Below are 12,220 nucleotides of genomic sequence, written 5' to 3' on the forward strand. Positions count from 1 at the left end.
GAGGCGGGTGACAGGGCTCGACCAATAAAGTGGCGCCTTGATCCCGCCGTCGCGCGGCGCTAGGACGACGCGTTCATTTTTCGGAGACAAGGCCATGCGTCTTTGCGCGCGTCGTTTTCGTGGTTCTCTGCTCATCGTGGCTCTCGCCTTCGGCGGCGGGGCCGTCGCCCAGGAGTTGCAGCTCGATCCCAAGGCGCTCGATACGGGCGGCGCTTCCTCGGTTCAGACGAAACGCGGCAAAAGCAAGAGAGGCGCGGACTCAGCCACTCAACAGCCCGGCAGACCGGCCGCCGCGCCCAACGGCCCGAACCGCCAGTTCGGCGAACTCGAAGGCTGGTCGCCCGGCAAGGCTCCGCCCAAGCCCAAGGACAAGCAAGACGACAGCACTTCGTCGTCAAAGCCGCCGGTCACCGTCAGTCCGTCCGGCAATATGGGAACGGGCTTCGCTTTCTAGTTGAAGACGCCGGCGGCGCCGGCTGGAGAAAATTCATGGCGTATAAGGTCGCGATCGTCGGCGCCACAGGCAATGTGGGCCGCGAGATGCTCGATATTTTGGCTGAGCGCCGCTTCCCCGTGTCGGAAGTCGTTCCGCTCGCCTCGTCTCGCTCGATCGGCGCGGAAGTCTCCTTCGGCGACAAGACGTTGAAATGTCGGCATCTGGATACCTACGACTTCTCCGACGCGGACATCTGCCTGATGTCCGCAGGCGGGACCGTGTCGAAGGAATGGTCGCCCAGAATTGGCGCGCAGGGCTGCGTGGTCATCGACAACAGCTCAGCCTGGCGTTACGACGCCGACGTGCCGCTGATCGTGCCGGAAGTGAACGCAAACGCGATCGCGGGCTTCGCCAAGAAGAACATCATCGCCAACCCGAACTGCTCCACGGCGCAGCTTGTGGTGGCGCTTAAGCCGTTGCACGACAAGGCGAAGATCAGGCGCGTCGTCGTCTCGACCTATCAGTCGGTCTCGGGCGCCGGAAAGGATGCGATGGACGAACTCTTCGCCCAGACGCGCTCGGTCTTCGTGTCCGACCCGGTGGAAGCGAAGAAGTTTCCCAAGCGCATCGCCTTCAACCTCATTCCGCAGATCGACGTCTTCATGGAAGACGGCTTCACCAAGGAAGAGTGGAAGATGGTCGCGGAGACGAAGAAGATCCTCGACCCGAAGATCAAGCTCGTCGCGACCTGCGTGCGCGTGCCGGTCTTCATCTCGCATTCGGAAGCGGTGAACATTGAGTTCGAGAACCCGATCACCGCCGAGGAGGCGCGCGAGATCTTACGTGAGGCGCCGGGCGTGCTCGTGATCGACAAGCGCGAGCCGGGCGGCTACATCACGCCGCATGAGGCGGCGGGAGAGGACGCGACCTATGTTTCGCGCATCCGCGAAGACCCGACCGTCGACAACGGTCTCGTGCTCTGGTGCGTCAGCGACAATCTCCGCAAGGGCGCGGCGCTCAACGCCGTGCAGATTGCGGAAGTTCTGATGAACCGCAAGCTCCTGACGCCGAAAAAGGCGGCGGCCTGAGGTAGAGCGCGCTGCGAAAAAGCGGTCGCCGGCTTTTCGCAAATGGCGCGCTCCAAGCCTTCAGAATCGATCGCCTTATTTGCGTTTAGGCGATTCCGTCCCAAAGGCGACGTGATCTGGAGAGGCCGGCGAACGGCGCGGTCGTCGCCCTCCGGCGCGCTCAGGACGAGCGCGATCTCCTGGCTTCCGCCATCTCCTCCATCCTTGCCGAGAGCCGCGCCGTTCGGCGCTCGAATGGCGCACTGATTGCATCTCTCGTGCCCGCCGCGCCATGCGGCCTGGAGACCGGGACAGCCATGAACGCGGGCGTTCAGACATTGCAGAAGGCGAGAGGCCGGATCCCCGAGGCCCTCAGAAGATTTATCTGGGACATTCAATCAATCGTCGAGCTCGCGGAAGGCGAGCGCGAAATCCTGATGATCGGCCGCGATCTCATGGCGCGGCTCATTTCCGGCGGCGACTGTTTGCCCGCCGCCTTCTCCGATCTGACATCCGGCGCAGCTTGTCAGTTCCAGGTCTACGTTGACGGCATGGAGCGCTTCTGCGTCTCCAGCACGGTTCTTGCCGGCGGTGCGGCGCTCGCGGTGATCCAGCCCGATCTGTGGGAAATCATGGGCGTGTTCAGAGGCGCCATAAAGCGACGACCGCTCGACGCCCCCGGCGCCGAAGCGTTTTTGCCGCCGGGCTCCGTGCAGGCCTTCAGATCGGGCGGCGCCGGCGCCTTCGGGCTTTCGAGCCCGCCTGGCGACAAGCTTGCGGTCGCCATTCATATCTATGGGGGCGAGGTCGGCAAGCTGACCCGCCGCCGCCTTGCCTCGAACGGAACGCCGGACGCGCAGGCGCTCGGCTACGCCAATGGCGCGAACGCCCCTCCCTATGACATCTTTTCGATACAGGCGAACATCCGCGATTGATCGCTAACGAACATCCATCGTGATCGTCTCCAGACGCGGGCCGTCGGGGCCCAGGTCGCGGATGGATGAGCGCAGAATGCAGCGGCCTGTATTGACGACGCTGGTCCCCGCCGCCATCGGCACGACATGGGCGCAAACGATGCGGCCGAAGAGGATCTGTCCGCTGGCCGGATCGAAGCGGAGCCTATCGAGCGGGAATTTGGGGTAGGTCGTCCAGTCGCCGCTCGTATAACCGTTCGTATCTCTCTCTTCGATCCAGGCGGCGCCGGATTCGTCGTAGGCGAACATCAGCCAGCTCGCGCCGCCGCCCATCTCAATCGGGCGAGTCGCCACCGAAACGACGCCGGCTTCCGCGACATTCGAGGCCAGCATCAGCGCGAGAGAGATGGCCGCCTTTTTCATGGCTTGTCTCCAATTGACCCGTGTCGAAATCAAGCAAGCGCGAATCTACCACCATTGCGTTCGGAAAAGATTACTGGATCGGACCTTCAGCGAAATGGCGGGCGGGCGTTGACCCGGCGTTAAGGCTCCGCCGCGACCCTTCTGTCGTCACGCTTTGAAACGGGTATCGTTCACGCGTGCGCAAGATCCTTTGGAGCGCCGCGATGGGCGAGAGCAACGCGACAGAAGCCTCCGGTCTGGTCTCCGTCTCGGTCGACGGATTCATCGGCGTCATCACCCTCCAGAATCAGGCCAAGCGCAATGCGCTCAGCCGCCGTTTGATGCGCGAACTGACAGACGCGTTCGCGCGCTTCTCGGCGCTAAAAATCCGCGTCGTCGTCCTGCGCGCGCCCGCGGAGGTGAAAGTCTGGTCCGCCGGCCACGACATCGGCGACCTGCCAATGGCCGGCCGCGACCCGTTGAGCTACGCCGACCCGCTGGAGGAGACGCTTCGCGCGATCCGCGGCTTTCCGGGACCCGTGGTTGCGATGGTGCACGGCTCGGTATGGGGCGGGGCCTTCGATCTCGTTTTGAGCTGCGATCTGGTGATCGCCGACGACACCGCGACCTTCGCCATCACGCCCGTCAATCTCGGCCTTCCCTATAACATGACCGGCCTTCTACATTTCATGGGCAGGCTGCGGGTGAACGTCATCAAGGAGCTTTTCTTCACCGCCGCGCCGGCCAATGCCGACACGGCGCTCGAATGGGGAATCATCAACCATCTCGTGCCGGCGGCGGAGCTCGAAGCGCATACGATGGCGCTCGCGCAGAAGATGGCGGCCAAGGCGCCGCTCGCCATGGCGGCGATCAAGGAGCAGCTTCACATTTTGAGCGACTACCAGCCGATCGCCGCGCAGGTCTTCGAGCGCGTCCAGGAGACGCGCCGCCGGGCCTATGAGAGCGCCGATTACAAAGAGGGCGTCGCGGCCTTCCTCGAAAAGCGCGCGCCGGTCTTCAAAGGCGAGTGAAGGGCGCGATTATTTGGTGATCTTGAAGAGCGCGGCGTCCGGCGTCTTCGTCTGGTCGATGTTGAAAAGCGTGATCAGCGTTTCGTAGCCCTGCGGGTCCTTCACCTGCCACTGCTTCAACTTGAAGGTCTTGGGATCGAAAATGAGCTTGAGATGCGAGGTGCCGCCGAAGGTCGCCTTGTCTTCGATGAAAATCGTGACGCCCGAATCGTCGATCTGGACGTCCTGCACGGTCACGTCCTTTTCGAGGTCGATCTTTTCCTTCATCAGGAATTTGAGCGGCGTCTGATTGATGAAATAGAGGTCCTGCGTTCCGAGCTTGCGGTCGCGGATCGCGACCTGCGCGCCGTCCGCGACAACTTCCATCGTCGCGGGCTGGGCGTATTCGAAGCGGACGCGGCCAGCGCGCTGCACATGCAGCTTGCCCTCCGAGCGCTTGCCGTCGGCGCCGATCTGCACGAAGTCGGCCGTCATCACCGGCGAGGCGTTGAAGAAGGCGTTGGCCCGCTTGATGGCCTCCTCGCGGTTGAGCGGCTTCGGCTGTTCGGCGGGGGCGGCCGGGTTCGCGAGCTGCACCGGATCGGCGTTCTTGGCGGCGGCGGGAGCCGGTTTTGCGCCCTTTTTGCCCTTGGCGGGCTTGCCTTCGGCAGGTTTGGCGTCCGCCGGAGCCGGAGCGGGCGTCGTCGCGGCCGGTTTGGCCTCCGCGGCCGGGGCGGGCTCCTTCTTGGGCTCCTCGGCGACGGCCGGCGCGACGAGCGCAAATGCGAGGGCGAGGGCGGCGAGGGGCGTGTGTTTCACGGCGCTAATCCGATTCGAAGGGCTCTGCGCCGTCTTGGTAACACAAGTTGGCGAATTGGGGGCGCGATCCCCTCGACCTGCGCGCCGGCTGCCCGCATTACCGCCGCGAGAGAGGAAGCGCGCGCCCAAGAGGGTTAGAGCCCGCTCCACGCGAAACCGGTTGCCCGTTTTTCGCAGCGCGCTCCAGGCGGCGCGGCCGAGGCCGGTTACTCCGCCGCCTCGATGTCAAACGCCCCCCGATCAATCCCGCCGCCAACTAGGATCTCACGCTTGCCCGCATGGTTCGGCGCGCTGACCACGCCCTCCTTTTCCATGCGCTCCACAAGCGAGGCGGCCTTGTTGTAGCCGACGGAGAGGCGGCGCTGGATGTAGCTCGTCGAGCACTTCTTGTCGCGCAGCACAATGGCGACGGCGCGGTCGTAAAGGTCGCCGCCTTCCTCCGCGTCCATCGAGCCCGGCGCCGGCGCGTCGCCCTCGTCGCCCATCTCGTCCTCTTCCGACGTGATGCTTTCCAGATATTGGGGCGCCCCCTGGGCCTTGAGATGTGCGACGACATGCTCGACTTCGGCGTCCGACACGAAGGGACCGTGCACGCGCGAGATACGGCCGCCGCCCGCCATATAGAGCATGTCGCCCTGGCCGAGGAGCTGCTCCGCGCCCTGTTCGCCGAGAATGGTGCGGCTGTCGATCTTCGACGTCACCTGGAAGGAGATGCGGGTGGGGAAGTTCGCCTTGATCGTGCCGGTGATGACGTCGACCGAGGGGCGCTGCGTCGCCATGATGAGATGGATGCCGGCGGCGCGGGCCATCTGCGCGAGGCGCTGGATCGCGCCCTCGATGTCCTTGCCGGCGACGAGCATGAGGTCCGCCATCTCGTCGACGATGACGACGATATAGGGCAGGGCGGAGAGGTCCATCTCCTCATGCTCGAAGATCGCTTCGCCCGTCTCGCGGTCGAAGCCCGTCTGCACGGTGCGGGTGATGGTCTCGCCCTTGGCCTGCGCCTCGGCGACGCGGGCGTTGTAGCCGTCGATGTTGCGGACGCCGACCTTCGACATCTTCTTGTAGCGGTCCTCCATCTCGCGCACGGCCCATTTGAGCGCGACAACCGCCTTTTTGGGATCGGTGACGACGGGCGTGAGAAGGTGAGGAATGTTGTCGTAAACCGAAAGCTCCAGCATCTTCGGGTCCACCATGATGAGGCGGCACTCTTCCGGCTTCAGCCGGTAGAGCAGCGACAGGATCATGGTGTTGATGGCGACCGACTTGCCGGAGCCGGTTGTGCCGGCGACGAGCAGATGCGGCATGCGGGCGAGATCGACGATCACCGGCTCGCCGCCGATCGTCTTGCCGAGCGCGATGGCGAGCTTGTGGTTTGAGCGGATGAAATCCTCGCTCGCGACCAGCTCGCGCAGATAGACCGTCTCGCGACGCTGGTTGGGAAGCTCGATGCCGATGGCGTTGCGGCCCGGTACGACGGCCACGCGGGCCGAGACCGCCGACATGGAGCGGGCGATGTCGTCGGCGAGGCCGATGACGCGCGATGACTTGATGCCGGGCGCGGGCTCCAGCTCGTAGAGCGTGACGACGGGGCCGGGGCGGACATTGATGATCTCGCCGCGCACCGAGAAGTCTTCGAGCACGCCTTCGAGAACGCGGGCGTTGGATTCGAGAATGTCCTCGGAAATCTTTACGCCGGCCGCCGGCTTTTTCGGCTCCGCCAGCAGGCCGGGGTCCGGATATTCATATATTTCCGACGAGACGGGCGCCGGTTGGCGCATGGGCTGGCGGGTCACGCGGCGCGCGGGAGCGGAAGCGGAAGCCGCTGCGGCGCTCGCCGAAGCGCCGGCCCCGGCCGGCGGCGCGTCAATGGGGCGCGGGCCCTCTTCGTCCGCCATGTCGAGATTGCGCGCCCGGCGGGGCGCATAGGTCATATAACTGTCCTCGCCGTCGAAAATCGGCTCCCGGCGGGGATAGGCAGGCGTGGGCGCATGTTCGACGGGCGTCGCGGCGCGACGCTTCAGGCGATCGAACAGGCGCAGGGCGCCGCCTTTCAGCGTGAGCCAAAGATGGATCAGCGCGCCCAAAGAGATCAACGCGAAGCCCGGCTCGCCCGCGCGGTCGTCGTCGTCGTCGCCGCCATAGGGCGCGCGCACGTCCTCCTCTTCCTCCTCAAAGGCGGCCTCGCGGATGTCGTTCGCGGACTCGAAGCCAAGCCCAGCGGCGCCGCTCACGGAGAGGATGGCGACAAAGGCGGCCGCGAGACCGAAGATCGCCATGACGACGCCCGAGCCCGCGAAGATCGTGCGCGGCACGGCGAGAATGGCGTCGCCCGCGACGCCGCCGAGGCCTGTCGGCAGCGGCCAGCGATCGGTGGCGGGCAGCAGCGACGCCGTGGCGGCGGTGGCGAATATGCCGGCGACCCAGAGGCCTAGGCGTAGCGTCGCGCGCTCGATGCGGCGGCGCTTGATCATGCGCATGCCTTGGACGGCCAGCGGCACGATGGCTGCGATGGCGCCGAAGCCCACGAGCTGCATCAGGAGATCGGCCACCACCGCGCCGGGATGGCCCAGCACATTGCGGACATGGCCGCCGGTTGCATGGTTAAGGGACGGGTCGTGCGCCGACCAGCTCACGAGCGCCAGCGTCGTCGCTCCCGCGCTCGCGACCATCGTCGCGCCGATAGCTTCGGCGAAGCGGCGGGCCGAGAACTCGCGGACCTGTTCGGAATAGTGACCAAATCGATGGCTGCGCATGTGAAAAAGAGTCCGCTGGCGCGGCGCAGCCGTTAGGGCGCGCCGACTCTTGGGCAGGGTAAAAAAGCTCGGTTAAGGGGCGCTTAACCCTGGCCCGGCTGCCGCTCGCCCGCTCGTTCGTCCGGCTTGGCGATCGCCTGGTTTAATTCCGCCCCGAAAATGAAGATTACGGCGAGCGTCTGCAGGAAGACGATGGCGATCATGATCGAGGCGAGGCCCGCATAGGTTGAGACATAATTGCCTGCAAACTTCGCGAGATAGGCGCCGAAGCCCCCGCCGAAGGCGAGCGAGGCGAAAAGGGTGAGCGCGAAGCCCGGCGCGAGGTTGAGAAAGGGCGGGCGTCCCGCCGGCAGCAATAGATGGGCGGCGAGCACCGCGACGCCGACGACCGAGGAGGTTACGCCGTAGCGGATGGGGGCGTAGAGCGAAGCGAGTTGCGGCTCGATCTCACGCATAAGGCCCGGCAGGTGCTTTTCCGCCATCGCGATCGCGAGCGGCGCCAGCACCATTAAAAAGGCGATGGCGAGGAGCGAGGCCGCGCCGAGGAAGATATAGAGAATCGACTCCAGCCGCAGCAGCCACCAGGGTCGCGTGTCTCGAATGTCATAGGCGCGGTTGAGCGCGACGCGCAGCGCCTCCACACCGTTGGAGGAGAAATAGATCGAGAGCACGGCGCCGACGGTCAGGAGCCCGCCGCGCGGTTGTGTCAGGACATTTTTGATCTCCGCAGCGATGGGCTTGGCGACGCTTGGCGGCCAGTTCTCGAAAATGAGCTTAGTCGCGGCGTCCGCCTCTTCTTGCAGGCCGAAAAAGGAGGCGAGCGCGGTAAGGAAAATCAGAAAGGGAAACAGCGAGGTGAGGATGGAGAGCGCGATATGGCTGGCGATGGCCCAGCCGTCGTCGCGGTTGAACTTCTGATAGGCGTCGAAAAGGATGCGGATGAAAGGCATGGAGCGCAAAGGTAGCGGGGGTTGCCCAGCGGCGCCACCTGGGCGACGCCGTCGTCTTCAACAGTTCCGCCGGTGACAGCGCCTTGGCGCAGAGCGCCGCTCATCCTCGAGAGAGCGCCGGGTTGTCGCCGCGTCTGCTGTCCGGGCCCATGCAAGCCGCCAGGCGAAGAAAAGGCGCGGCTCTTGCCGGGCCTTGGCGGGCGCGCCTTGTCACCTACGCGGCCGGCGCTCGTGAATTTGCGCATCCTGGTCCGGCCCCTCGACAATGAGGTCGCCGACAAGGCCGAGCTCCATTCGCGAGAGGGCGTGATCGACGAGGACATAGTGGCCAGCCCGATTCAGATCGAGTTCGAAGACCGCGGCTCCACCGGGCGGAACGGCGACCGTCTGCTCGTCTCTTAACCGGGCGGCGAGGCCTGCGCCTTCTCTCACGCGGTTGAAAATCTGTCCGATCACATGGAAGGAAGAGCCGAAGTTCGGGCCCCCGACCCCGAAGAAGATGCGGACGCTTTCCCCCGGCGCCGCGCGAAGCGGGTGCTCTTTCGTCAACGCGCCCACGGCGCCGTTGAAGACGAAATAGCTTGGGCGCTCCGCCATGAGCCTTTCATAATCGGCCTCCTGCTGGCCTTCCGTCCCGAAGGGCTTCGTCGTGTAGAGCTCACCCTGCATAACGTAGAATTCGCGATCCACTTCAGGCAGTCCGCCCTCCGGCTCGATCAGCAGGAGCCCATACATGCCGTTGGCGACGTGGTCGGCGGCGCTGGGCGTCGCGCAATGATAGACGAAGAGGCCGGGGACGAGCGCCTTGAAAGTAAAGGTCTTCTCTTCTCCTGGATATGCCTGCGTGTCTTGCGCGCCGCCGCCCGGGGCGATTGCGCCATGGAAATCGACCGAATGCGCCAACACGCTGCTCGGGGCGTTGTTCATGTGGACCTCAAGCGTGTCGCCCACACGCGCCCTGATGAACGGGCCAGGAATCTTTCCGTTAAAGGTCCAGAATGGATATTTCGTCTTGTCGTCCAGCCGGCCTTGCATCTCTATGGTCGTGAGATCGACGCGAAGCTTGCGCGGCGGTCGCATATGGATCGGCGGGGGCAAGTCGGATGGATCGCGCGACACATCCGGCGCGATGAGCGCAATCTTGCCTCGCGGCCCCGGCTCTACTTTGACCCTGCCGAGCATGCCCGCGTCGCGATGTCCCGGAACCGAGCAATAATAAGGAAAGGAGCCGGTTTTGTCGGCGACGAAAGACGTCGTGCTGCTGGCGCCTTTGCCGACCACGTGGTTTGAGCGAACGTCGTAGAACTCGATCACGATGTCGTGTTCGGCGCCTTCGCCATTCACGAGGTTAATCTGCGCTCTTTCGCCTTGGTGGAAAACCAGATCGGGATTGACCTTGCCGTCGATCTCGCCGCCGGAGCCGAGGAAAACCATCCGGCCTTCGGCGATGCCCGTGCGCAAGGTGTAGACGACGCTGGCGGCCGCCATGGCGTGCTGGCGCTCCGCGAAAGAGGCCGGCCCCAAGGCGAGCGCGGACAGGAAAGTCAAACAGAAAAGAAGGACGTTTAATTGTTTCATGGGCCAGGCCTGCTCCCGCGAGGCGGTAGAACGCGGGCGCCTCCGATAATTAGGCGCTCTGCCGGGTGAAGGAAAGCGCGCTGCAGCAGTCAATCGCCCCTTTGAAAATGATCGTACACCATCCGCGCCGTCGCCTTGTTGATTCCCGGCGCCTTTTCCAGATCCGACAGCGCGGCGCGCGCGACCGCTTTTGCGGAGCCGAAGGCGAGCAGCAGCGCGCGCTTGCGCGACGGCCCGATCCCCGCGATCTCGTCCAGCGGGTTCTTGGTGAACTCTTTCTTGCGCCGCGCGCGATGCGTGCCGATGGCGAAGCGGTGGGCTTCGTCGCGCAGGCGCTGCACGAAATAAAGCGCGGGATCATGCGGCGGCAGGCGGAAGGGTTCGCGTCCCTCGATGAAAAACTGCTCGCGCCCGGCGTCGCGGTCGCGCCCCTTGGCGATGGAGGCGAGGGTTACGCCCTCGACGCCGCTCTCGCGCAAGACCTCGCGCGCGACGTCGAACTGCCCGCGCCCGCCATCGATCAGCACGAGATCGGGCTTGGCTGGAAAGGCCTCGGGGTCCGACTCCTTCTCGGAATCTTTGGCGAGACGCGCGAAGCGGCGCGTCAGCACTTCCCGCATCATGCCGTAATCGTCGCCGGGCGTAATGTCCGCGCTCCTGATATTGAAGGTGCGGTAATGCGCCTTCATGAAGCCGGACGCCCCCGCGACGACCATCGCGCCGATCGCCTGCGAGCCGCCCGTGTGCGAGTTGTCGTAAACCTCGACGCGGCGCGGCGCGGCGGGGAGACCGAAAACTTCGCCCAGCGCCGCGAGCAATCTCTGCTGGCTCGCGTCTTCCGCCAGCTTGCGCCCCAGCGCTTGCCTGGCGTTGCTGAGCGCATGCTCCACGAGCTCGCGCTTCTCGCCGCGCTGCGGCGCGATGACGTCGACGCTGCGGCGCAGCTTCGCGGAGAGCGCGTCCTCCAGAAGCGCGCTGTCTTCGATCGGGTGCGAGAGCAGCACGCAGCGCGCGGAAGGGTGCTCGTCGTAGAATTGCGCAAGAAAGGAGTCGAGCACTTCCGATTCCGACAGGCTGGCGTCGGCGCGCGGGAAATAGGAACGGTTGCCCCAGTTCTGGTAGGCGCGAAAGAAAAAGGCCTCGACGCAGAAACGCCCTGCGTCCTTGGCGATGGCGAAGACGTCCGCTTCTTCCACCGTGCGCGGATTGATCCCCTGCGCGCCCTGTATCGCCGAAAGCGCCGAGATCCGGTCGCGCAGCCGCGCCGCGCGCTCGAATTCGAGCTTTTCCGCCGCCTCCGTCATCTCCGCCGCAAGCTGCTCGCGCACGCTCCGGCTCTTGCCGGAAAGGAAATCGCGCGCCTCCTGCACCAGCACGGCGTAATCCTCGATCGAGATCTCGCCGGTGCAGGGGCCGGCGCAACGCTTGATCTGGTAGAGCAGGCAGGGCCGGGTGCGGTTGTCGTAAAAGCTCTGCGCGCAGGAGCGCAGCAGGAAGGCGCGCTCCAGCGCGTTCAATGCGCGATTGACCGCCCAGACGCTGGCGAAGGGTCCGAAATAATCGCCCTTGCGCGCGCGCGCGCCGCGATGCTTGGCGATTTGCGGCGCCTCGTGGTCGCGCGCGATGAGGATATAGGGAAACGACTTGTCGTCTCGCATCAGCACGTTGAAGCGGGGCTTCATCTGCTTGATGAGATTGGCTTCAAGCAGCAGCGCCTCGGTTTCCGTCTCCACGGAGATGAAGACCATGGAGGCGGTGGCCGAGATCATGCGCGCGATGCGGTTCACATGGCCCGCCAGGCGCGTATAGCTCGCGACGCGTTTGCGCACATTCTTGGCCTTGCCGACATAGAGCACCTCGCCATTCTCGGCGATCATGCGATAGACGCCGGGGCCGTTCGGCGCATGCTTCCAATATTTCTTGATGACTGCGACGCCGCGCTTCACGCTCTCTGGCGTCTGCGGCGCGTCTTCTTCCGGCGTGGGCGCGTCGTCGGGCTCGGTAGCCGCGTCGGCGGCGTCCAAGCCCTCGTCCTCCTCGGGCGGGAGGTCGCGCGGCGCTGTGGGGGGAGGCGTCATGGCCCCAGATTTATGCTCCGTTCGCGGCGATGAAAAGAGCCGCGAACAACTCAGGCGGGCGCCTTGAGCCAGCCCTTGAGCCGCGCATCGAAATGCTTGTCGCCCAGCTGTGCGGTCCTGGCCGGGACGAGGATGGGCAGGCAGGAGAAGATCGCCGCGTTTCGCGCGCCGGACCGGGCCACGAGGCTTGCGGTTCCGTTGCTTCAGCCC

General features: G+C 65.0%; 11 protein-coding genes. 4 read left to right on the top strand and 7 right to left on the bottom strand.

Going from position 1 to position 12,220, the window contains the following annotated elements; genetic code table 11:
* Positions 1–94 precede the first annotated feature (94 nt).
* The 3 genes from ACNHKD_RS10500 to ACNHKD_RS10510 all read left to right on the top strand — a co-directional run bounded on the left by ACNHKD_RS10500 (position 95) and on the right by ACNHKD_RS10510 (position 2,438).
* Positions 95–454 (top strand): hypothetical protein, encoded by a 360-nt coding sequence (locus ACNHKD_RS10500; protein ID WP_442753432.1) that lies wholly within the window; start codon positions 95–97, stop codon positions 452–454.
* Positions 455–489: 35 nt separating this feature from the next.
* A complete protein-coding gene (locus ACNHKD_RS10505; protein ID WP_442753433.1) occupies positions 490–1,524 on the top strand; it encodes an aspartate-semialdehyde dehydrogenase in 1,035 nt (344 codons plus the stop codon).
* 296 nt (positions 1,525–1,820) lie between these two features.
* Positions 1,821–2,438 carry a hypothetical protein gene (locus ACNHKD_RS10510; protein ID WP_442753434.1) on the top strand — a complete coding sequence of 206 codons (618 nt, stop codon included), beginning with the start codon at positions 1,821–1,823 and terminating at the stop codon, positions 2,436–2,438.
* A 3-nt stretch (positions 2,439–2,441) separates the two neighbouring features.
* Here the strand turns inward: ACNHKD_RS10510 and ACNHKD_RS10515 are convergent, their stop codons facing one another.
* On the bottom strand, positions 2,442–2,840 hold the full coding sequence (locus ACNHKD_RS10515) for a hypothetical protein (protein WP_442753435.1): 399 nt from the start codon (positions 2,838–2,840) through the stop codon (positions 2,442–2,444).
* 203 nt (positions 2,841–3,043) lie between these two features.
* Between ACNHKD_RS10515 and scpB the strand changes: the two genes are divergently transcribed.
* Positions 3,044–3,850: a methylmalonyl-CoA decarboxylase gene (gene scpB / locus ACNHKD_RS10520; protein ID WP_442753436.1), complete on the top strand. Its 807-nt coding sequence runs from the start codon at positions 3,044–3,046 to the stop codon at positions 3,848–3,850.
* A 9-nt stretch (positions 3,851–3,859) separates the two neighbouring features.
* On the opposite strand, the gene ACNHKD_RS10525 is transcribed toward scpB, so the two are convergent.
* From ACNHKD_RS10525 to ACNHKD_RS10550, 6 genes are all read right to left on the bottom strand, one after another.
* Positions 3,860–4,648 carry an outer-membrane lipoprotein carrier protein LolA gene (locus ACNHKD_RS10525; RefSeq protein ID WP_442753437.1) on the bottom strand — a complete coding sequence of 263 codons (789 nt, stop codon included), beginning with the start codon at positions 4,646–4,648 and terminating at the stop codon, positions 3,860–3,862.
* A 206-nt stretch (positions 4,649–4,854) separates the two neighbouring features.
* The gene (locus ACNHKD_RS10530; protein WP_442753438.1) at positions 4,855–7,404 is read right to left on the bottom strand and encodes a DNA translocase FtsK; all 2,550 of its coding nucleotides are present in this window, start codon (positions 7,402–7,404) and stop codon (positions 4,855–4,857) included.
* A gap of 83 nt (positions 7,405–7,487) precedes the next feature.
* On the bottom strand, positions 7,488–8,354 hold the full coding sequence (locus ACNHKD_RS10535) for a YihY/virulence factor BrkB family protein (RefSeq protein ID WP_442753439.1): 867 nt from the start codon (positions 8,352–8,354) through the stop codon (positions 7,488–7,490).
* A gap of 210 nt (positions 8,355–8,564) precedes the next feature.
* On the bottom strand, positions 8,565–9,932 hold the full coding sequence (locus ACNHKD_RS10540; RefSeq protein WP_442753440.1) for a multicopper oxidase domain-containing protein: 1,368 nt from the start codon (positions 9,930–9,932) through the stop codon (positions 8,565–8,567).
* A gap of 89 nt (positions 9,933–10,021) precedes the next feature.
* The gene (uvrC, locus tag ACNHKD_RS10545; protein WP_442753441.1) at positions 10,022–12,010 is read right to left on the bottom strand and encodes an excinuclease ABC subunit UvrC; all 1,989 of its coding nucleotides are present in this window, start codon (positions 12,008–12,010) and stop codon (positions 10,022–10,024) included.
* Between the two features lie 50 nt (positions 12,011–12,060).
* On the bottom strand, positions 12,061–12,192 hold the full coding sequence (locus ACNHKD_RS10550; protein WP_442753442.1) for a hypothetical protein: 132 nt from the start codon (positions 12,190–12,192) through the stop codon (positions 12,061–12,063).
* Between the last annotated feature and the right edge of the window lie 28 nt (positions 12,193–12,220).

The sequence above is a fragment of the Methylocystis sp. JAN1 genome (genome assembly GCF_052186135.1).
In the GTDB taxonomy this organism is placed as follows: Bacteria; Pseudomonadota; Alphaproteobacteria; order Rhizobiales; family Beijerinckiaceae; genus Methylocystis.

Bases quoted from the DNA above. Each gene is read 5' to 3' on its own strand.
- ACNHKD_RS10500 (WP_442753432.1), top strand. From the start codon at position 95: ATGCGTCTTTGCGCGCGTCGTTTTCGTGGTTCTCTGCTCATCGTGGCT.
- ACNHKD_RS10505 (WP_442753433.1), top strand. From the start codon at position 490: ATGGCGTATAAGGTCGCGATCGTCGGCGCCACAGGCAATGTGGGCCGC.
- ACNHKD_RS10510 (WP_442753434.1), top strand. From the start codon at position 1,821: ATGAACGCGGGCGTTCAGACATTGCAGAAGGCGAGAGGCCGGATCCCC.
- ACNHKD_RS10515 (WP_442753435.1), bottom strand. From the start codon at position 2,840: ATGAAAAAGGCGGCCATCTCTCTCGCGCTGATGCTGGCCTCGAATGTC.
- scpB (WP_442753436.1), top strand. From the start codon at position 3,044: ATGGGCGAGAGCAACGCGACAGAAGCCTCCGGTCTGGTCTCCGTCTCG.
- ACNHKD_RS10530 (WP_442753438.1), bottom strand. From the start codon at position 7,404: ATGCGCAGCCATCGATTTGGTCACTATTCCGAACAGGTCCGCGAGTTC.
- ACNHKD_RS10535 (WP_442753439.1), bottom strand. From the start codon at position 8,354: ATGCCTTTCATCCGCATCCTTTTCGACGCCTATCAGAAGTTCAACCGC.
- ACNHKD_RS10540 (WP_442753440.1), bottom strand. From the start codon at position 9,932: ATGAAACAATTAAACGTCCTTCTTTTCTGTTTGACTTTCCTGTCCGCG.
- uvrC (WP_442753441.1), bottom strand. From the start codon at position 12,010: ATGACGCCTCCCCCCACAGCGCCGCGCGACCTCCCGCCCGAGGAGGAC.